Here is a 19,223-nt window from a genome sequence, read left to right as displayed (position 1 = left end):
GTCCGAATTCAGCGTACGTGTGTCGGCGGGGCAGCGGCGGAGCCCGACGTGCCGGCCGTTGCCCGGAACCAGTCCAGGATCTCCTCGCTCGCAGCACCGCCGGACCGTTCGGTGACCACCAGCCCGGGGGCGTCCCACTGCAGCAGTTCCAGTTCACCGTGCCGCGGACGGATGGCGGCGGTCGCGGCACGAAGCATCTCCGCGTCGAGGGCGCCGTCCCCGGCGGCGAGCACCGGGGCGTCGGCCTCCAGCGTTCCCGCGTTCACGCACCGTCGGCGCACCTCGACGACGGCATGCGACTTGCACACCGCGTCGGGCATCGCATAGACCTTGCGGCCCTGCCGGGACACGCCCCAGCCGCGCTCGGTGCACCAGTGTGCGAACTCGTCGACGAAACCCTCGGGCATCGTCTCCACGTTCACGACGAGGTAGCAGAACAGATCGTCCGCCGTCCGCTGCGTGAGCACCCACGAGTCGTCGCCCCGCCGTGTCATCTCCGCGGTCACCTCCGCGAGCGGCACCGCGGACCCGGCGACGGCGTCCTCGACGGCGCGGCGCCAGTCGAGATCCGGCTCACCGTCGACGAGGATGGTGGCCCCGTTGGTCGTGATCGCATGCCGCCAGGGTGCTCCCGGCAGGGCGATGCGTCGGAACTGCTCGACGGTGCGCGTCGTGGTCGGCACCACCACCACCTCGGACGCGAGGCTGGTGAGCAGGTCCGCGGCGCGTGCGGTCATGTACGACAGCGGCGCACCCTCGTAGTACTCGACGCAGCGCACGTCGTCGTCGTGTCCGTCCGTGCGACCCTCCGCCAAGGCGGCGGCGCTGTAGATCATCGTGCGGTCGAGATCGGTCGCGACCAGTGCGGTCCTCGCCTCGGTCACGAGACGTCCCGGACGAGACCCATGCAGGAGTAGGCGAGATCGGGAACGACGTCCACGGGCACGCCCCTCGCCTCGGCGAGCATCCGGATGTGGCGGTGCTCCGGCGCCCGCGCGTCGCGCACGAGAACGCGCCACGGGACCCGGCGGAGCAGCACGCGGGTGGTCTCTCCCACTCCGGGTTTGACGAAGTTGACCGTGCTGATGCCGTACTCCTCCCGTACGCGCTCGACCGAGGCCCAGCCACTCCACGTCGGAGTCCGGTCGGCGGACCGCACCGTCGACAGTCCCTCTACCACGGCGTCCGCGACATCGTCGAATCTGGCGGACACGCTGTCCAGCAACAGGTTCGACACGTCCACCGCGGCGAGGTCGGCGTAGAACTTGGCGCCGTGGAACTCACCGGGCCCGATGAGCGTGTCGTTGAGCACGGTGCGGGAGATCAGGCCCGACACCGTCGAGTTGAGGCATGCCGACGCGATGAGGAAGTCGTCGCGGGTGCCGAAGGTGGTCACACAGTGCCCGGGGTCCGCCAGTACCGCGAGCCGGTCGTCGAAGCGGGGGCCTCCCGCCCGGTGCACCGCGTCGAGGGCGGCGGTCAATTCCCGAGTGATGGCGCCCTTGCCGGTCCACCCGTCCACGAAGACGACGTCGGCCGGGTCGTGGTGACGGGCGAGATGATCCAGTGCGGCCGAGTCGATTCCGCGATCGCGCACGATGGACACGGCGTAGTGCGGCCACGTCAGACCGCGCACGTCCCGCGCCCAGCGGCGCATCAGGATGCCGATGGGGGTGCCGGCGCGGGCGAGAGAGGCGAGCACCAGGTTCTCACCGCGCTCGGCGATCACCAGATCGGTGACGATGCCGACCGCGGTGGCGAGGCGCGTCGCGCTCTCCTCCAGGACGGTGGCGAACAGGTCGCGGTAGGCGGCATCGGGTTGATACTCGACGGGCAGGCTCTCGGCGTAGTGCGCTGCGCCCGACTGGATCTGCTGCTCCCGCGACGCGGTGTCCGCCTCCAGCGAGACGTGCGAGAGATCCTTCAGGAGCCAGGACACCTCGTCCGCCGCGTAGGACCCGAACGCCGGACCGTGCAGCGGTGCCGTCATCGAGACTCCGTCCGCAGCGAGTGCGGATCCGCCGCCACCACGGCGACGGTGACGTCGATACCGGTGCGGGTGAGGGCGTCCACGAGACCGTCCGGACCCGTCAACGCCTCGGTGTCCGCGGGCGGATCCACGACGAGAAGAACGGGGCTCGGCGCCTCCTCGTCCGGTACCCGAGCGTTGTAGAGATGACGTCGGCCACCGGCCGCGGGTTCCGGTGCGACGAACGAGAAGCCGCGCCGCAGCGGGTAACCCGGCTCGTCGAGCACATGAGCGGGTGAGCGGGTGGTGGTCTGGAACAGTGTCGGCGTTCCGCGGTCCGACAGTGCGCGGGCGATGCGGAGCGGGAGGTACATCAGTTCCTCGTGCCCGATCACGACGGTGGTGCCCGAGCCGAGGTGCGGTCGCAGCAGATCGGCCGACTCCTCGACCGCGGCGTCGAAGGCGGCGACGTCCTCGGCCCGAAAACCGTGGCGACCGCCGTCGGGCACTCCGGCCGGCCAGGGCACGTCGACCCTGGTGACGGTCCCTCGGTGGGGAGCATCCACCGGTGCAGACGCAGCGGGTAGCGCTTCCACGACGGCGATGATGTCGTCGGGCAGATGCACGGTGCCCGTCGCGAGCGACACCGAGTCGATGACCACCCCGAGTTCCGCAGCGACGCGGTCGGTCTCGCGGCGCTGATCCGCCGAGCGCATGTCGACGAGCGAGGCGATCACGTAGCGCGCCCGCGGCGCGAGTGCGTGCACCGCGCGAATGGCACCGAGGGCCGTCGTTCCCGTGGAGATCTCGTCGTCGACCAGGACCATCGGGAGGTAAGAGGGCAGGTCGCGCTCCGGATCGGTGGGTAGGAGGCGATGATCCGTCGCGTGCGAGTGGCCCTCCTCGAACTCACCGTGCACGGCGAATCCCTCGACGGGTCGACGGGTCGAGTGGATGTAGGACCGTGCGCCGAGGCGCGTCGCCACGCAGTGACCGAGTCCCGTCGCGGTCTCGGCGAATCCGAGTACCACCACGCCGTCGTCGTGCCCGGCGAGCACGTCGGCGCACAGGGAGCCCAGGAGCTCACCTGCTCGGATCACCTCGGCCGGGTCCTGCGGGATGTGTTTGCCCAGAACGGTCGACACCAGCAGGTGTGCCCGGCGCGGGTTGCGCCGCAGCCCCGGCTGCACCAGGTCGCCCACCCGCCGGCCCACCGACGAGGTGCCGTGCTCGAGGACGAGCCCCAGTTCCGCTGTCGCCCAGGGCAGTCGACGGCCCATCGCGCGGCTCATCGTGCAGTGCCGGTCGTGGACGCGGGACGCCTGGCCAGTGCCTGCATCACGTCGACGAACGACACACCCTCGGCGGTGACGCCGAAGACGGCGGCCCGGCGCAGCGTCTGCTCGGCCCACGGCCGGTGCGGACCGAGTTCGTTCATCTTGTTGCCGTAGCCGGAGGCGAGGACGCCGCCTCCGCCGGAGGACGACGCGATGGCCTGTGCATCCTGATACTCCTCGTGGGTGACCACCGACAGCGAGTGCACGGCGGCGACGTGGGACGGGTGGATGACGGTCTTGCCGTGCAGCCCGTTGGCACGGTCGAGCGCGACCTCACGGAGCAGACCGTCGATGTCGCGGCTGACCAGCTGCTGGCGGAAGCGGACGGCGTCGTGCTCGGCGAAGGGCGTGGCTCGCAGCATCGGGCGGAACAGCCGCTCGTGGTCGGCGAAGTACTCCCAGACCGGGCCGGTGACGACGAAACCCGTTCCGTCACTGCGCCCGAGGTGGTTGACGATGGCGCCGATGGTGTCCGCGACCACCCGCACGTCGTAGATCGTCAGGTCGCGGTCGCGTCGGATCCCGAAGGCGCCGCTCATGTCGGTGGCACCGACTCGCACCGCCAGGACGCTGTCGCGGTATCGGTCGAGCACGTCACGTGCACCGGCCAACTCGTCGTCACGGGTCTCCCGGTAGACCATCTCGCGGGACTCCATCACGGGCATGACCACCAGGTGTCTGCCCGCTGCGGCCGACCGAGCGGCCACCTCCTCGAGAAACTTCTCGCCGCTCTCCGGCCGGAACTTGGGAAGAACGAAGCCGTGCAGGACGTCGATGCCGGTGGTGAGACGGTCGCAGACGTGGTGCATGTCCTCCGCCGTGCGGACGCGGACGAAGACGGCGGCCTCGGGCGGATCGACGGCGAGTGCGTCCAGCGCGGCGACGACGTGTCCGCGCGCCGCTTCGAGGTCGGCGTCGGCAACGGCGTCCTCGAGATCGAGCACGACGGACCGGGAGCCCTCGGCCGCGCGCTTGCGTACCGTCTCCACCAGGTTCGCCCTGGTGGCCGGGACGTAGAGCGTGGCGCCCAGGGCGAGCGCCCGCGTCGTGAGGTCGCTCTCCGCGGTCACGGCGACGGGCGGGCGGTGGAACAGGTACTCGAGTGTGGCGGGTTCCAGGTGAGAGAAGTGCTGCACTGCAACCCCTTTCGTATCAGGTCCGACTCTGTCGGCCGCGGATGCGGTCGACCACACCGGAGATGAAGTCCTCGACGGAATCGAGTTCGCGCAGGTACGCCCAGTAGTCGGGTCGGCCCGTTCCGAGTGCCGCGGCGGCCCTCTCGATCCGTGCGAGCTGAGCATCCAACACCGAGCCCCATTCGGCAACCAGTCCCCGGTCGACGGCCAGCAGCTGCGCGTCGCGCAGCCGGAACCGGACGCGGCGATCCACGGCCCCGGGGTCGTCCCGCACCTCGCGCAGGCGTGCCAGGCGTCCGGTGACGGCCTCGATGTCCGCCTCCGCGTCGGCCAGATGCTGCCGTGCGGCGGTGATCCGGTCGAGTGCCTCCTCCGGATCGCCTCGGTCGCGTGCGGTCGCCGCGTCGTCGATGTCGCGGGCCGCCTCGACCATGTGGGTCTCGCAGTTCTCCCGAGCTCGGGAGAGATCGTCCGAGCTGGCGGCCACGAACTCGCGCAGCAGGGCGGAGTAGGCGGGCGCGATGTACTCGGCCTTGGTGCCGACCGCCTGGAGCCGAGTGCGGACCGATGCCAGGGCGGTGGACGCCGATCCGGCGCGGCCGGGTGCCTCGGCGAGTGCCTGGCGGAGATCGTCCGCGGCGGAGCGCACCTGCGCTGCGCGGCCGGTGACCGCGGTGCCGCTGCCCCCGGATTCCGCCGCCGCGAGACCGTCCAGTGCACGGTGTACCGCGGCGACGGCGTCACGCACGGAGCGATAGGAGTGGTGCGGTTCCGATCCGGTGACGGTCGCCAGCACCGAGGTCGCCGCGGTGCGTGCGTCGTTCGCCAGGCGCGGGACCGCGGCGTACTCGAGCGTCGCGTGCTCGAGCCGTGCCCGGTGCGCCTCGTAGAACTGGTCGACCGCGGCGCTGGCGGCGGAGAGGTGGGCGATGGCGGTGGCGAAGGCGTCGTACGCCTCCTCGCTCGCGTCGGACTCGGGGCGCTCCGTGGCCGCCAGATACGAGGCACCCGCTGCGAAGCACTGCTCCTCCACCGGCCGCCAGCGCGCTCGCAGACTGTCGTCCGACCTGCCCAGTCGTTCCAGCGCGTCGACCCCCGCGGATGCGATCGACTGACGCTTGTCCATGTCGAGGAAGGTCCGGACCGTGTCGGCCCGGATGGCGGCGACCGCCTCGGTGCGCGCCCGGCCGCGGCTCAGGCGCCCGGGCCAGCGGTGTGTCACCCGCCCGATGGTACTGGCGGCGCAGTTCTCGGACGCGCCGGCGATCTCGAGTCGCACCGGCTCGCGGGAACGCTGGTGCGATGCCACACGTTGAGGGTATGAACGCGAGTGGACAGCACTTTCCAGCACGCGACCGGTAGCACGCAACCGAAAGGACTCGAGCCATGGGCGTCAGCCTGACCAAGGGTGGCAATGTCTCCCTCACGAAAGCCGCACCGAACCTCACGGCCGTCTCGGTGGGTCTCGGATGGGACATCCGCACGACCACCGGCACCGACTTCGACCTCGATGCCAGCGCCATCGCGCTCGGTACGGACAAGAAGGTGGTCAGCGACCAGCACTTCGTGTTCTTCAACAACCTGAAGAGCCCCGACGGGTCGATCGAACACACCGGTGACAACACCACCGGTGAGGGCGACGGCGACGACGAGGTCATCAACGTCGAGCTCTCCGCCGTGCCGCCGAACATCGACACCATCAACTTCCCGGTGTCCATCTACGAGGCCGACGCACGCTCGCAGTCGTTCGGCCAGGTCCGCAACGCCTACATCCGCGTCGTCGACAAGTCCAACGGCACCGAACTCGCCCGCTACGACCTCAGCGAGGACGCCTCGACGGAGACCGCCATGGTGTTCGGCGAGCTCTACCGCAACGGTGCGGAGTGGAAGTTCCGCGCCGTGGGCCAGGGCTACGCCTCCGGTCTGGCCGGCATCGCCCGCGACTTCGGAGTGAACGTCTGACCCCTGTGAAGGAGTAATGTCCCGCTCGACGGGGCATTCGGTCCGAGTACCGGAGAGTGTTGCGCGTCGTCCTCGTCGGACGGCGCTGCGACACTCTCCGTTGCATGTCGGGGCAACGACGCCCCGTTGCCGGAGCCCGCAGGGATCGACACCAGAGAAAGGCCACCACCCGTGGTTCTACGCATCTTCGGATGGTCGTTCGCGATCACCGCGCTCGCCATCGTGGTGGCCTTCATCTACGGGAGCTGGCAGGCCGTCGCTCTCGTCGTGATCCTCGGCATCCTCGAGGTGTCGCTGTCCTTCGACAACGCGGTCATCAACGCGACGGTCCTGCGCCGGATGAGCGAGTTCTGGCAGAAGATCTTCCTCACCATCGGCATCATCATCGCCGTCTTCGGTATGCGGCTGGTTTTCCCGCTGGTCATCGTCTGGGCCGCGTCCGGCCTGGGCCCCGTGGCGGCGCTCCGTCTCGCGCTCAACCCGCCCGCGGACGACGCCGCCTACTTCCCCGACGGCAGCCCGTCGTACGAGACGCTGATCACCGACGCGCATCCGCAGATCGCCGCGTTCGGTGGCATGTTCCTGCTCATGCTGTTCCTCGGCTTCATCTTCGAGGAGCGCGAGCACACCTGGCTCTCGTGGATCGAGAAGCCGCTGGCCAAGGCCGGCAAGCTCGACATGATGTCCGTGATCGTCGCCGGCATCCTGCTGGTTCTCGCGGCCGAGTTCATGGCGGAGGACGACAAGATCTCCACGGTCATGGTGTCCGGCGTGCTGGGCATGGTCACCTACATCGCGGTGAACGGCCTCGGCAATCTGTTCCACGTCCCCGGTGAAGACGAGGAGGAGGCCTCCGGCGGGCCGTCGGACCTCGCGAAGGCCACCGGCAAGGCCGGCTTCTTCCTGTTCCTCTACCTCGAGGTCCTCGACGCGTCCTTCAGCTTCGACGGCGTCATCGGCGCGTTCGCCATCACCGCCGACCCCATCATCATCGCCCTGGGCCTCGGCTTCATCGGTGCGATGTTCGTGCGGTCGCTCACGGTCTATCTGGTGCGCAGGGGCACGCTCGACGACTACGTGTACCTCGAGCACGGCGCCCACTGGGCCATCGGCGCACTGTCGATCATCCTGCTGGTCTCGATCGGCGTGCACATCAACGAGATCATCACCGGACTCGTCGGTGTGGTCCTCATCGGACTGTCGTTCCTGTCCAGCGTGCGCCGTAACCGGCGCCTCGCGGCCGAGGGGCATGCCGACGACGCCAAGGTGCACATCCAGGAGTGACGGGCGGACCTCAGAGTTCGTCGATGTCGATCAGGCCGTCCTGCAGGGCCCGCGCGACCAGTGATGCCTTGGTCGGTGCGGGCCGGCCGACGGCCGCGTACTTCTGACGGATCCGCGTCAGGTGGGTGTTCACCGTTCCGAGCGAGAGGAACATGCTGGCCGCGACGGCCGGCTTGGAATCGCAGCGGAACCAGCTGATGAGCACCTCGATCTCACGAACCGTGAGGTTGGGGCGCTGGTAGGTGGTGCTGTCGGTGTGGCCATGCGTGCGAACGGTGGCCGAGCCGTCCTGATCCGGACGGCGCCATGTCGTGGTCGTCACTGGTGTGCCCTTGTTTCTCGTGTCCCTGGTTTCGGTCGAACTGCCGGTTTCTTCAACAGTCTCTCACCGAACAGTCGGTTTTGTCATCGTTCCCCGGAGAATGACTCGTCACGAACTCTGCCGGACGAGTGCACACATTCTGTAAAAGGCGCAGGTCGACGGACGGCTCAGCTGTCGATGCGGCTGCGCAGAACGTCCCGGGCCGCCGGCCATTCGTCGTCGGTCATCGAGAACAGCGCCGTGGTGCGCCACGTTCCGTCGACGCGGCGACGATGCTTGCGCAGCAATCCCTCGAAGTGTGCGCCGAGCTTGCCGATCGCCGCACGGGACTGCTCGTTCAGTGCGTCGGTGTGCCACTCCACCCGCACCACGCCGGCGGAGCCGAAGGCGTGCTCGAGCAGAAGGAACTTCGACTCGGGGTTGATCCTGGTTCCCTGGGCCGAGCGCGAGAGCCAGGTGTATCCGATGGCGACGCTCCGATTCGAGGCGTCGATCTGATAGTAGGACGTCGTGCCGACCGCGACGCCGGTACGCGCGTCCCGCTGCAGGAACGCCCGCCGCGCCGTGTCCGCGAGGGCGGTGTCGATGTACGCGCGGGCGGTCGTGTCGTCGGACACGACGGATCCGGTCCAGCGGAAGATCGCGGGGTCGTCCGCGGCCGCCGCGAGCTCGCCCGCGTGATCGGGCGTCAGCGGCTCGAGGTGCACGTGCTCGCCGAGCAGGGGGACGGGATCGAACGGCGTGCTCACACGGGTACCTCCGCTTCGGCGTCGGTCCGGCGGCGCGGGGACCGGGTGGGACGGGCGTCGAGAGTGCGGCGACGGGACCGTGCGAACAGGACGACGAGAACGACCAGCAGCACGGCGCGCACCCACACCCCGAACACCACGACGTTCTCCTCGGTGGTCGCGTCGCTGCCACTCGACAACGCGGCGAAGTACCGGAAGACGCCGACACCGAGTACGACGTCGGTGATCAGGTAAGCCGTCACCACGTGCCAGGGAACGTGCAACAGGACGAAGAACGGGACGAGCCACAGCGTGTACTGCGGTGAGTGCACCTTGTGGAACAGAAGGAACGCCACGAGCATCACCGCGCTGGTCTGCACCCAGGGGTAGGTGCCTTCCGCGAGACGTCGACGCCAGCCGAACCACAGCGCGGCGGCGAACGACACCAGCACCAGCAACGGCGAGAGCACCGAGACCAGGCTCTGGTACGCCTGGTCGTTGGCGGCGCTCATGTCCGGCGTCGCCGACGGCACGTCGTAGAGGATCCGCAGTCCCCAGTACCAGATCGAGTTGGTCGTGATGTCGGCCTGCCGCATGCCCTGGAAGGCGAACGACGCTCGCCATCCGTCGTAGCCGAGGATCGCGAAGGGCAGGTTGACGGCGGCCACCACGGCAGCGGCGACGGCGATCACTCCGGCCGCCCCGCGCACGTCGAGTCGGCGCGGCGACCGGCGTGCGGACACGGGGGACTCCACCCCGCCCACGCCCCCGGCCAGGACGTACGACGCGAGCGGGAGAACGAAGGCGCCCGGATAGAGCTTGAGGCAGAAGCCCACCGCCAGGAGTGCCGACGCAAGATACGCCCGACGTCGGAGCGGCATGCGGGTGGACATCACGTACACGGCGCCGACGGTCGTCGCCACCACGGGGAGTTCCCAGTTGTGGAACGCGTAGAGAACCAGCGCGGGGCCGGCCGACCAGAGCAGCGCGACGCGGCCGCCGAGGCGTCCGAGCATCCAGGCGGTCACCGCGCCGAACGGTGCGAGCAGGAGCGCCGAGTAGAGGAGGAACTGGGCGTCGGTGTGGCTCGCCAGACCGCCGACCCACATGAGAAGTCCGCTGAGCACCGGGTACTCGACGGTTCCGCCGGTGAGTGTGCCGTCGGCGGAGATACCGCCGGTCAGGTAGGGGAACAGGTGCTGATCGATGCCGCGGTCGAGCCACAGGAACTGGATGTCGGAGTAGCAGACGGACGAGTCCTTGATGCGGTCGAACGCCAGACTGCGTCCGGTCTCGTCGAAGGGTGCTCCCGCGCACCGCGCCTTGTTGACGTAGCCGAGCACCATCGTGATCACCGAGATCGCGGTGACGGCGGCCGCCGTGGCGACCCCGGCGCGGCCGGAGATCGTCGCGCGGCCGGTGGTCATGAGGACAAGAGTAGGTGCCCCGGACCTCGCGCCGTGCTGTCCGCACCGTCGATCCGCCGATTTCGTGGTGAGCCGCGGTCCAGGTACCCTGGACCGGTTGCTGACGCAACGACCCTCCTGTCACGGATCGTCCGTGACCGTTTCACAGTCCATAGGAGGTGATGAGGTCTTATGCGTCATTACGAACTGATGGTCATCCTCGACCCCAATCTCGACGAGCGCACGGTCGCCCCGTCGCTGGATACGTTCCTGAACGTCATCCGCAAGGACGGCGGCAAGGTCGACAAGGTCGACGTGTGGGGAAAGCGCCGTCTCGCCTACGAGATCGAGAAGCACGCCGAAGGCATCTACGCGGTGATCGACATCAACGCGGAGCCCGCCACGGTGTCGGAGCTCGATCGCCAGCTCGGCCTGAACGAATCGGTGCTGCGCACCAAGGTTCTGCGCCGCGGCAAGTGATCCCTCGTGTCACCGTCTCGCCCTAGGCTGACGGCAACCGAGAAGATCATGCGCTGACAAGGCACGAGAAAGAGGAATCATGGCAGGCGAAACCGTCATCACCGTCGTCGGGAACCTGACGGCCGATCCCGAACTCCGATTCACCCCCGCAGGTGCAGCGGTCGCGAACTTCACCGTCGCGTCCACGCCCCGCACGTTCGATCGTCAGTCCAACGAATGGAAGGACGGCGACGCACTCTTCATGCGCTGCAACATCTGGCGCGAGGCTGCGGAGAACGTCGCGGAGTCGCTCACCCGCGGTGCGCGAGTCGTCGTGACGGGCCGGTTGCGGCAGCGTTCCTACGAGACGCGTGAAGGCGAGAAGCGCACTGTCGTCGAACTCGAGGTCGACGAGGTCGGCCCCTCCCTGCGGTACGCGACGGCCAAGGTCAACAAGGTCAGTCGTGGCAGCGGCGGAGGCGGCGGCAACAGCGGCGGCGGGTTCGGTGGTTCCTCCGGTGGATCGGGTGGCTCGTCGAGCCGTTCGTCCGGTGGCAGCTCGGGCGGTGACGATCCGTGGGGCAGTGCCCCGCAGGCATCGGGATCGTTCGGTGGCTCCCGTGGCGGCGGCGACGACGAACCGCCGTTCTGATCCGGTACGCACCACACATGCAGTGAATCAAGATTCGGAGATTGTCCATGCCTAAACCGCCGTTGCGCGACAAGGTGATCAAGAAGAAGGTCTGTGCCTTCTGTAAGGAAAAGAACACGTCCATCGACTACAAGGACACGACGTTGCTGCGTAAGTACGTCAGCGACCGCGGCAAGATCCGCGCTCGTCGTGTCACCGGCAACTGCGTCCAGCACCAGCGGGACATCGCCATCGCAGTCAAGAACTCGCGTGAGGTAGCACTGCTGCCCTACGCCGCGACTGCGCGATAAGGGGAAAGGTAACCATGAAGCTCATCCTCACCGCTGATGTCGACAACCTCGGCGCACCCGGAGACACCGTCGAGGTCAAGGACGGCTACGGACGTAACTTCCTGCTGCCCCGTGGACTGGCCATTGCGGCCACCCGCGGAGCACAGAAGCAGGTCGAGGGCATCCGTCGTGCCCAGGAAGCTCGCGCCGTGCGCGGGCTGGACCATGCCAACGAGCTCAAGCAGGCCATCGAGGGCCTGACGTCCGTGACGCTGTCGGTGCGAACCGGCGGCTCGGGCAAGCTCTTCGGTGCGGTCACCGCAGCCGACGTCGCCGCTGCCGTCAAGAGCGCCGGTGGCCCGGTGCTCGACAAGCGCAGCATCGAACTGCCGAAGTCGCACGTGAAGTCCACCGGAACGCACCGCATCACCGTGGCGCTGCACCCCGATGTGACGGCGTCGTTCGACCTCGAGGTCACCGCCTCGTAAGCATCACCGACACGCAGTACCGAATGCCCCGGCCGATTCTCGGCCGGGGCATTCTGCGTTTGCGTTCGTTCTTTTCCTGCCTGTCTCGGCCGTCCTCCGGCGCGGGCGAGGTGGTGATTCTGTACGCGGTGAGTGTTTCCGGGTGGGTCCACTGGCACCGTCCCCAAACCTCGGAGCAGACGCGGCCCGAGCACCGTCCGGCGCCGAGGGTGCGCCGAAACCTTTACGTACTCTTCGAGATGTCTTGACCAACGATGCGCCCCGAGGAGAGACCGGGCGTTCTGCACCGACGAAACCGCACAGACCCACACCATCCGTGTCCGCCTGGAGGCTTCACCGTGACTGCACAACTCGATCGCTCGTCCCCCGCCGAACCACCCGTACCCGCCCCGAGCCCCACACCGCGCGACCGGCTGGCGAGCGTCGCCCGGTACGACGTGCCCGCGTCTCTCGTGGTGTTCCTGGTGGCGGTACCGCTCTCCATCGGAATCGCGGTGGCCTCCGGCGCTCCCGTCATGGCGGGCCTCATCGCGGCCGTCATCGGCGGCATCCTCGCCGGTGCGCTGGGTGGGTCCCCGCTGCAGGTGAGCGGGCCGGCCGCCGGCCTGACCGTGGTGGTGGCCGAGTTGGTGAACCAGTTCGGTTGGCGCATCACGTGTCTCATCACGGTGTTCGCCGGTGTGCTGCAGGTGGTGCTGGGTCTGAGCCGTATCGCCCGCCAGGCGCTCGCCATCTCGCCGGTGGTGGTGCACGCGATGCTGGCCGGTATCGGTATCACCATCGCGCTGCAGCAGATCCACGTGCTGCTCGGTGGGGAGAGCCGGAGTTCCGCCGTCGCCAACATCACGTCTCTGCCTTCGTCGATCCTGAACGCCGAGGCGGCGCCGGTCGCCATCGGCGGCGTGGTCGTTGCGCTGATGCTGCTGTGGCCGCGCATCACCGGCCCACTCGGTAAGGTCCCCGGCCCGCTGGTGGCCGTGGTCGCGGGAACCGGTCTCTCACTGGCCTTCTCGATGAACGTCGAACGAATCGATCTGCCCGGCAACCTGATCGAGGCCGTGGAGTTGCCGGCATTCCCGGACGGGCAGTGGGCAGCGTTCGCGACCGGTGTGCTGACCATCGCGTTGATCGCGAGTGTCGAGAGCCTGCTCTCCGCCGTCGCCATCGACAAGATGCACTCGGGCAGACGCACCAACTTCGATCGCGAACTCATGGGTCAGGGCGCCGCCAACATGGTGTCCGGTGTCGCCGGCGGACTGCCCGTCACCGGCGTCATCGTGCGCAGCGCCACCAACGTCCGATCCGGCGCCCGATCCCCCGCTTCGGCCGTGCTGCACGGTGTCTGGGTTCTCATCTTCTCGGTCCTGTTCATCGGTGTGGTCGAGCTGGTCCCCTACGCCGCACTGGCAGGTCTGCTCGTCATGATCGGTGTGCAGCTGGTCAAGCTCGCGGACATCCGCTCGGCGACGAGGACCGGCGACGTGGTGGTGTACGCGGCGACGGTCGTCGGTGTCGTCACCCTCAATCTGCTCGAGGGCGTGCTGATCGGGCTCGCCATCTCCGTCCTGCTGGTGTTGCGCCGCGTGCTGTGGGCACGGGTGCGTGCCGAGCAGCTCACCGAGGACTCCTGGCGCGTCGTGGTGGAGGGATCGCTCAGCTTCCTGTCGCTTCCTCGCCTCACGCGGGTGCTGCAGTCCGTTCCTGCCGGCCGATCCGTGACGATCGAGCTGACCGTCGACTTCCTCGACCACGCGGTGTACGACGCGCTGCACGAGTGGACGAAGCAGTACGAGGCGACGGGCGGCACCGTCGTCGTCGACGAGGTCGGCGCCGTGGACATGGCGTCGGCCACGGCCGGGCCACCGAGACGCATGCCCCACATGCTGTCCGCGCGCACGTTCATGCCGTGGTCGCAATGGCAGACCGTCGACAGCCACTCCGGGCCGTTCACCGCCGACGCCGTCACCCCGGCGGCGCTCCGGCCGGTCCTGGCCGGTGTCGAGGAATACCACCGTCGCAGCGCGTCGTCCATGCGCCCGCACCTCGAGAAGCTGAGCGAGTTCCAGGACCCGGACACGTTCTTCCTGAGTTGTGTCGACTCGCGCGTGCTGCCGAACACGATCACCAGCGCCGGACCCGGCGACCTCTTCACCGTCCGCAACATGGGCAATCTGATCCCGGTCGGTGATCCGGACACGTCGCTCGAGGCCGCTCTGGAGTACGGCGTGAACACGCTCGCCATCAGTTCCGTCGTGGTCTGCGGCCACTCCGGCTGTGGAGCCATGCGGGGGCTGCTCGCGGACGCCCACGACGCCGACGGGGTGGTGGGTGAGTGGCTCTCGCACGGCCGGGCGAGCCTCAGTGCGTTCCGGAGTGGCCACCCCGTCGCGCGGGATGCCGCAGAGCTGGGGTTCTCCGAGATCGACCAGCTCGCCATGGTGAACGTGGCAGTACAACTGCAGACCCTGTCGCGTCACGCCGTGGTGGGCAAGGCGGTCGCCGAGGGGAGGCTCGAGGTGGTCGGACTCTTCTTCGACATTCCCACGGCGCGGGTCGTGCTCGTCGACGCGGCCTCGGTCACCGAGCTCGATCAGGAGCAAGCGCAGAACTGACCAGGGTCTCCACGGGGCGCCGCGATGCACTGCATCGCGGCGCCCCGTCGCGTGTCCGGCGGCCGTTATCCGGACCGGATCAGAATCACTCGGCGGTTTCACCGGCGGATACCGACATGTGACCCAGGTCATGTTGATAACTCCAGCCATGGAGACCTGACACGCCCGACATGTCAAGTCGGCAGGACACGCCGAGTGCGGATTCATCCACAGAGAGAAAAATTGCGAAATCGCCCTGACGTGCACTGATGGGCTGTGTGATCTTGTTGCTGCACAGGTTCTGCACAGGTGGTCAACACGACTCGCCTGCGTTGTCCACACCCCGTCCACAGATTGCTCAACAGGCCCGTTTGGTGCTGGCGGACCGAGCACCTAACGTCCCTCCGGCACACCATCGACGGGCCTCGTCGACCGCCGGACAGCCGCTCGCGCACGCGCGTGCAGTCACCTGTTCGGACCGTGTCGGAGGCCGGGGGTACAACGTGGTGAGCACGGACTCGGCCGACACGGCCGAGGACGGACGAGATCTCCGGGGGCGAGCTTCGGTCGAGCGAGAGGGCGGCGAACTTCTGTGGCAGTCGTGGACGATCGGGGAACGAACGACTACCAGGGGCCGTCCGAGGCGCCCGGTGAGGACTTCGGTCGTCAGCCCCCTCAGGACATGGCTGCCGAGCAGTCCGTTCTGGGCGGCATGCTGCTCAGCAAGGACGCCATCGCGGACGTCCTGGAGGTTCTGCGTCCCGGCGACTTCTACCGCCCGGCCCACCAGATGGTCTACGACGCCATCCTCGATCTGTACGGCCGCGGCGACCCCGCCGACCCGGTCACCGTCTCCGCGGAGCTCGAACGGCGCGGCGAGCTCAAGCGCATCGGCGGCCCGCCCTACCTCGTCACGCTGACGCAGACGGTCCCCACGGCGGCCAACGCGTCGTTCTACGCCGAGATCGTCGTCGAGAAGGCGATCCTGCGTCGCCTCGTCGAGGCCGGTACGCGCATCGTCCAGTTCGGCTACGCGGGCGCGGACGGTCAGGACGTGTCCGAAGTCGTCGACCGGGCTCAGGCCGAGGTGTACGAGGTCACCGAGCGTCGTACCGCGGAGGACTTCGTCCAGCTCGAGGAACTGCTGCAGCCCACGATGGACGAGATCGACTCCATCGCCAGCCGCGGCGGCATGTCGAACGGTGTCCCCACCGGCTTCACCGAGCTCGACGAGGTGACCAACGGTCTGCATCCGGGCCAGATGATCATCGTCGCGGCGAGGCCTGGTGTGGGCAAGGCGCTCGCCCTCGACACGCCGTTGGCGACGCCCACTGGGTGGACGACGATGGGTGAAGTCGAGGTCGGGGACCATCTCATCGATGCGTCCGGATCTGCGACTCGGGTCGTCGCTGCGACCGACGTGATGGTCGGTAGGCCGTGTTACGAGGTCGAGTTCTCCGACGGCACGGTCATCGTGGCCGACGCGGAGCATCAGTGGCTCACGGATACCCGCGCATCGCGAAAGTCGGCGCAGGCTGCGGCTGCTCGATACAACAGGACCAAGAACCAAGGAACGTTCGCCGAGGTGCGAACCACCGAGCAGATCGCCGGTTCGGTCAGGTGCGCGACCAAGGACGCTCGACTGAATCACTCGGTGACCAACGCGAAGCCGATCCAGCGTCCGGACGCGGTCCTTTCCGTCCCTCCCTACACGCTGGGCGCGTGGTTGGGGGACGGCACCAGCGCTTGCGCGCAGATCACCTCCGACGATCCCGAGATCATTGCTCGGATCGAAGGTGAGGGGTTGGTGGCCGTTCGATCCGCAGCAGCTGAGTTGCGATACTCGATTCAGCTTCCCGCACCCGAACCTGTACCGGCCAAGTTCTGTACGGTGTGCGGAAAACGCTTCGTGCCGTTCTCTTCTCAGGTGCGTACCTGCGGCCGTTCATGCGGTGGCCGGGCTCGTTTCCAGGATGACGTGGTGGATCAGCCGCTGTGCCCGCTCTGCGGTGAGCTGTGCACCGGACTTCGGATGTGCCAGAAGTGCCGAAACGCCACGGGGACGGTGCAAGCTCGCCTCCGAACACTCGGTGTGTTGAACAACAAGCACATTCCCATGGAGTACCTCAGGTCGTCGGAGTCGCAGCGGCGAGCTGTACTCGCCGGCCTGCTGGACACCGACGGGACCGTCACGGCAGGCGGATCCGCGCAGTTCAGTGTCACCAATGAGCGACTGGCACTCGACGTCGAGGAACTCATCGTCAGTCTGGGGTACCGAGTACATCGATCGACGAAGAGGGTGGCAGGACGCACCGAGGCGTCGTCGACGGCGTTCACACTCACCTTCTCGACCGATGATGTGGTCTTCGGTCTGCATCGAAAGCAGTTGCTGCACAAAGAGCGTCGTGCCTCATCGAATGTGTCCAGGTCTTCGAGTCGCTTCATCGTCGACGTTCGTCGCGTCGACTCGGTGCCGGTCAGATGTGTCGAGGTCGATAACACGGACCACCTCTATCTCGCCGGTCGTTCGATGGTGCCGACACACAACTCCACTCTCGGAATGGATTTCATGCGCTCGTGCTCCATCAAGCACGGCATGGCCAGCGTCATGTTCTCGCTCGAGATGAGCCGCACCGAGATCGTCATGCGTCTCCTCTCCGCCGAGGCCAAGATCAAGCTCGGCGACATGCGCTCGGGAAAGATGACGGACGACGACTGGACCCGCCTCGCCCGCAGGATGAGCGAGATCAGCGAGGCACCACTCTTCGTCGACGACTCCCCCAACCTCACCATGATGGAGATCCGCGCCAAGGCGCGGCGACTCAAGCAGCGACACGATCTCAAGCTCATCGTCATCGACTACCTGCAGCTGATGTCGTCCGGCAAGAAGGTGGAGTCGCGTCAGCAGGAGGTCTCGGACTTCTCGCGATCGCTGAAGCTGTTGGCCAAGGAGCTCATGGTTCCGGTTGTCGCCATCTGTCAGCTCAACCGTGGTCCCGAGCAGCGCACGGACAAGAAGCCGATGGTCTCGGACCTTCGTGAGTCCGGCTCGCTCGAGCAGGACGCCGACATGGTCATCCTGCTCTACCGTCCGGATGCGACCGAGCGCGACGATCCCCGCGGCGGCGAGGCCGACCTGATCCTCGGCAAGCACCGCAACGGACCCACGGCCACCATCACGGTGGCGCACCAGTTGCACCTGTCGCGCTTCGTCGACATGGCGCGCGGCTAGTCCGCCGAGGCCGGCTGGGAGATCGAGGCGGAGAAGGACACGTCGACGTCGTCGACGACCTTCATCGATCCGAGCAGCTGGGAGTAGGGCTTCACGCCGAAGTCCGTCTGCGTCACCACCGCGTCGAAGGCGACGTGCGTCGTCCCGTCGGAGGTGGAGACCGAAAGGTCGACGGTGTGCTCGCGTGTCACGCCGTGGATCGTCAGCGTGCCGTCGAGACGGTAGCCGTCCTTCGTCGACTCGACGGCGGTCGCGTCGTAGCGGATCTCGGGATGGTCCGACGCGTCCAGCGTGCCGAGGGCGTTGGACCGCGCGAGCATCTTCTCGGGGCCGAACATCGGTGTGACGCCGCCCTCGCCACTGACGACCTCCATGGAGTCGACGCGCACCCGAACCGTGACGGCCGTCGGAGCGCCGTCCGACTCGTCGACGGTGACGCTCCAGTCGCGGAACGCGATGGTCAGCCGGTGCCCCATCTTCGACGCTCGACCGGTCACCCCGGTGTGGACGTTCAGCGTGCCGTCCGCCGCGGTCAGGGTCCTGCTCGAGGTGGTCATCACCCGACTGTATCCGCGCTGCTGGGGCAGAATGCGTGGCCGTGACCTCACATGGCTTCTCGGACTACGTCGCGCATCCCCGCCACGGGCCGCTGCCGATGATCCTGCTGGCCGTCACGGTCGTCACCGGTGCGATCGACGCGCTCAGCCTGCTGGCTCTCGGTCGAGTGTTCGTGGCCAACATGACGGGCAACGTCGTGTTCATCGGTTTCGCACTGGGCGGGGCGCCCGGTTTCTCGTTGTGGGGCTCGGTGCTCGCCCTGGTCGGATTCCTGGTGGGCGCGATGGTCGGTGGAACACTGATCACGCGGGCCGGTGGTCGACGAGATCACCTGCTGCGCAACGCACTCGGGGTCGAGCTCGTTCTCGCGCTCGCGTCGCTGATCGCCGCGATCCTCACGGTGGACGGTCCCGGCCGCGGATACGTCATCGTCGTGCTGCTCGCGCTGGGCCTGGGGCTGCAGAACGCGGCGGTGCGGCATCTCGCCGTCCCGGACATGACCACCACCGTGCTGACGATGGCCCTCACCGGCATCGGGTCCGATCTCCGGAAACGGGACGGGGCGGCTGTACTGCGTCGGCTCTCCTCCGTCGTCGCCATGTTCCTCGGTGCGATCCTGGGCACCGTGGTGGTGTTGCATTCGGGTGTGGTGGCGACGCTGGTGCTCGTGGCCGCGCTGTTCGCGGCGATCCTCGTGGTCGTGTGGGCGGTGGGGCGCCGCGAGCGACCATGGCAGGTCGTGGCCTGAGCCCGACCTTGCCTCAGGTCGCGGACCGGCCCATCTCAGGGGTCGGTCGAGCGGATGAATTTCCGGACAGAACAGGCATGTC

The 19,223-nt window shown here is 67.9% G+C and carries 18 protein-coding genes; 9 read left to right on the top strand and 9 right to left on the bottom strand.

Features of this window, described 5'->3' with window-relative positions:
- Nucleotides 1-8: 8 nt before the first annotated feature.
- From HQ308_RS11450 to HQ308_RS11430, 5 genes are read right to left on the bottom strand one after another with little or no spacing between them, the layout of a single operon-like run.
- Nucleotides 9-836, bottom strand: a complete 828-nt coding sequence (locus tag HQ308_RS11450; RefSeq protein ID WP_222646490.1) for an HAD family hydrolase — start codon at nucleotides 834-836, stop codon at nucleotides 9-11.
- Nucleotides 837-880: 44 nt separating this feature from the next.
- Nucleotides 881-1,990, bottom strand: a complete 1,110-nt coding sequence (locus HQ308_RS11445) for a cysteine protease StiP family protein (protein ID WP_222646436.1) — start codon at nucleotides 1,988-1,990, stop codon at nucleotides 881-883.
- Nucleotides 1,987-3,261: a phosphoribosyltransferase family protein gene (locus tag HQ308_RS11440; RefSeq protein ID WP_222646435.1), complete on the bottom strand. Its 1,275-nt coding sequence runs from the start codon at nucleotides 3,259-3,261 to the stop codon at nucleotides 1,987-1,989. The genes HQ308_RS11445 and HQ308_RS11440 overlap by 4 nt, the downstream gene beginning before the upstream one ends.
- Complete coding sequence (locus HQ308_RS11435) at nucleotides 3,258-4,442, bottom strand: HpcH/HpaI aldolase/citrate lyase family protein (RefSeq protein WP_056440932.1); 1,185 nt, start codon at nucleotides 4,440-4,442, stop codon at nucleotides 3,258-3,260. The genes HQ308_RS11440 and HQ308_RS11435 overlap by 4 nt, the downstream gene beginning before the upstream one ends.
- 16 nt (nucleotides 4,443-4,458) lie before the next feature.
- A complete protein-coding gene (locus HQ308_RS11430; RefSeq protein ID WP_308115756.1) occupies nucleotides 4,459-5,751 on the bottom strand; it encodes a hypothetical protein in 1,293 nt (430 codons plus the stop codon).
- 77 nt (nucleotides 5,752-5,828) lie between these two features.
- Between HQ308_RS11430 and HQ308_RS11425 the strand changes: the two genes are divergently transcribed.
- A complete protein-coding gene (locus HQ308_RS11425; protein ID WP_027506015.1) occupies nucleotides 5,829-6,404 on the top strand; it encodes a TerD family protein in 576 nt (191 codons plus the stop codon).
- Between the two features lie 171 nt (nucleotides 6,405-6,575).
- Nucleotides 6,576-7,688, top strand: a complete 1,113-nt coding sequence (locus tag HQ308_RS11420; RefSeq protein WP_222646434.1) for a DUF475 domain-containing protein — start codon at nucleotides 6,576-6,578, stop codon at nucleotides 7,686-7,688.
- 10 nt (nucleotides 7,689-7,698) lie between these two features.
- Here HQ308_RS11420 and HQ308_RS11415 read toward each other — a convergent pair whose 3' ends face one another.
- The 3 genes from HQ308_RS11415 to HQ308_RS11405 all read right to left on the bottom strand — a co-directional run bounded on the left by HQ308_RS11415 (nucleotide 7,699) and on the right by HQ308_RS11405 (nucleotide 10,165).
- Complete coding sequence (locus HQ308_RS11415; RefSeq protein WP_081821310.1) at nucleotides 7,699-8,010, bottom strand: LuxR C-terminal-related transcriptional regulator; 312 nt, start codon at nucleotides 8,008-8,010, stop codon at nucleotides 7,699-7,701.
- A gap of 167 nt (nucleotides 8,011-8,177) precedes the next feature.
- Entirely contained in the window at nucleotides 8,178-8,759 is a 582-nt protein-coding gene (locus tag HQ308_RS11410) for a GNAT family N-acetyltransferase (protein ID WP_056440941.1), read from the bottom strand.
- Nucleotides 8,756-10,165: a glycosyltransferase 87 family protein gene (locus HQ308_RS11405; RefSeq protein ID WP_056440943.1), complete on the bottom strand. Its 1,410-nt coding sequence runs from the start codon at nucleotides 10,163-10,165 to the stop codon at nucleotides 8,756-8,758. The genes HQ308_RS11410 and HQ308_RS11405 overlap by 4 nt, the downstream gene beginning before the upstream one ends.
- Before the next feature lie 171 nt (nucleotides 10,166-10,336).
- Here HQ308_RS11405 and rpsF point away from each other — a divergent pair, with 171 nt between their 5' ends.
- The 6 genes from rpsF to dnaB all read left to right on the top strand — a co-directional run bounded on the left by rpsF (nucleotide 10,337) and on the right by dnaB (nucleotide 17,835).
- Entirely contained in the window at nucleotides 10,337-10,624 is a 288-nt protein-coding gene (rpsF, locus tag HQ308_RS11400) for a 30S ribosomal protein S6 (protein ID WP_027506019.1), read from the top strand.
- Between the two features lie 79 nt (nucleotides 10,625-10,703).
- Nucleotides 10,704-11,255, top strand: coding sequence for a single-stranded DNA-binding protein (locus tag HQ308_RS11395; protein ID WP_027506020.1), 552 nt, complete (start codon nucleotides 10,704-10,706; stop codon nucleotides 11,253-11,255).
- 47 nt (nucleotides 11,256-11,302) lie between these two features.
- Nucleotides 11,303-11,545 carry a 30S ribosomal protein S18 gene (gene rpsR, locus HQ308_RS11390; RefSeq protein ID WP_027506021.1) on the top strand — a complete coding sequence of 81 codons (243 nt, stop codon included), beginning with the start codon at nucleotides 11,303-11,305 and terminating at the stop codon, nucleotides 11,543-11,545.
- Between the two features lie 14 nt (nucleotides 11,546-11,559).
- Nucleotides 11,560-12,012 carry a 50S ribosomal protein L9 gene (rplI, locus tag HQ308_RS11385; RefSeq protein WP_027506022.1) on the top strand — a complete coding sequence of 151 codons (453 nt, stop codon included), beginning with the start codon at nucleotides 11,560-11,562 and terminating at the stop codon, nucleotides 12,010-12,012.
- A gap of 338 nt (nucleotides 12,013-12,350) precedes the next feature.
- On the top strand, nucleotides 12,351-14,624 hold the full coding sequence (locus HQ308_RS11380; RefSeq protein ID WP_374198527.1) for a SulP family inorganic anion transporter: 2,274 nt from the start codon (nucleotides 12,351-12,353) through the stop codon (nucleotides 14,622-14,624).
- A gap of 571 nt (nucleotides 14,625-15,195) precedes the next feature.
- Complete coding sequence (gene dnaB, locus HQ308_RS11375) at nucleotides 15,196-17,835, top strand: replicative DNA helicase (protein ID WP_222637870.1); 2,640 nt, start codon at nucleotides 15,196-15,198, stop codon at nucleotides 17,833-17,835.
- On the opposite strand, the gene HQ308_RS11370 is transcribed toward dnaB, so the two are convergent.
- Nucleotides 17,832-18,392: a YceI family protein gene (locus HQ308_RS11370; protein ID WP_222646432.1), complete on the bottom strand. Its 561-nt coding sequence runs from the start codon at nucleotides 18,390-18,392 to the stop codon at nucleotides 17,832-17,834. The genes dnaB and HQ308_RS11370 overlap by 4 nt on opposite strands.
- 41 nt (nucleotides 18,393-18,433) lie before the next feature.
- On the opposite strand from HQ308_RS11370, the gene HQ308_RS11365 reads away from it, so the two are divergent.
- Nucleotides 18,434-19,141 carry a YoaK family protein gene (locus HQ308_RS11365; RefSeq protein ID WP_222646431.1) on the top strand — a complete coding sequence of 236 codons (708 nt, stop codon included), beginning with the start codon at nucleotides 18,434-18,436 and terminating at the stop codon, nucleotides 19,139-19,141.
- The last annotated feature ends 82 nt before the right edge of the window (nucleotides 19,142-19,223 follow it).

The organism is Rhodococcus sp. BP-241 (assembly GCF_019836145.1).
Classification (GTDB): domain Bacteria; phylum Actinomycetota; class Actinomycetes; order Mycobacteriales; family Mycobacteriaceae; genus Rhodococcoides.
This window is presented reverse-complemented; position numbering and strand designations above follow the sequence as displayed.

Bases quoted from the DNA above. Each gene is read 5' to 3' on its own strand.
- HQ308_RS11425 (WP_027506015.1), top strand. From the start codon at position 5,829: ATGGGCGTCAGCCTGACCAAGGGTGGCAATGTCTCCCTCACGAAAGCC.
- HQ308_RS11450 (WP_222646490.1), bottom strand. From the start codon at position 836: ATGATCTACAGCGCCGCCGCCTTGGCGGAGGGTCGCACGGACGGACAC.
- rpsF (WP_027506019.1), top strand. From the start codon at position 10,337: ATGCGTCATTACGAACTGATGGTCATCCTCGACCCCAATCTCGACGAG.
- HQ308_RS11440 (WP_222646435.1), bottom strand. From the start codon at position 3,261: ATGAGCCGCGCGATGGGCCGTCGACTGCCCTGGGCGACAGCGGAACTG.
- rplI (WP_027506022.1), top strand. From the start codon at position 11,560: ATGAAGCTCATCCTCACCGCTGATGTCGACAACCTCGGCGCACCCGGA.
- rpsR (WP_027506021.1), top strand. From the start codon at position 11,303: ATGCCTAAACCGCCGTTGCGCGACAAGGTGATCAAGAAGAAGGTCTGT.
- HQ308_RS11370 (WP_222646432.1), bottom strand. From the start codon at position 18,392: ATGACCACCTCGAGCAGGACCCTGACCGCGGCGGACGGCACGCTGAAC.
- HQ308_RS11445 (WP_222646436.1), bottom strand. From the start codon at position 1,990: ATGACGGCACCGCTGCACGGTCCGGCGTTCGGGTCCTACGCGGCGGAC.
- HQ308_RS11395 (WP_027506020.1), top strand. From the start codon at position 10,704: ATGGCAGGCGAAACCGTCATCACCGTCGTCGGGAACCTGACGGCCGAT.
- HQ308_RS11405 (WP_056440943.1), bottom strand. From the start codon at position 10,165: ATGACCACCGGCCGCGCGACGATCTCCGGCCGCGCCGGGGTCGCCACG.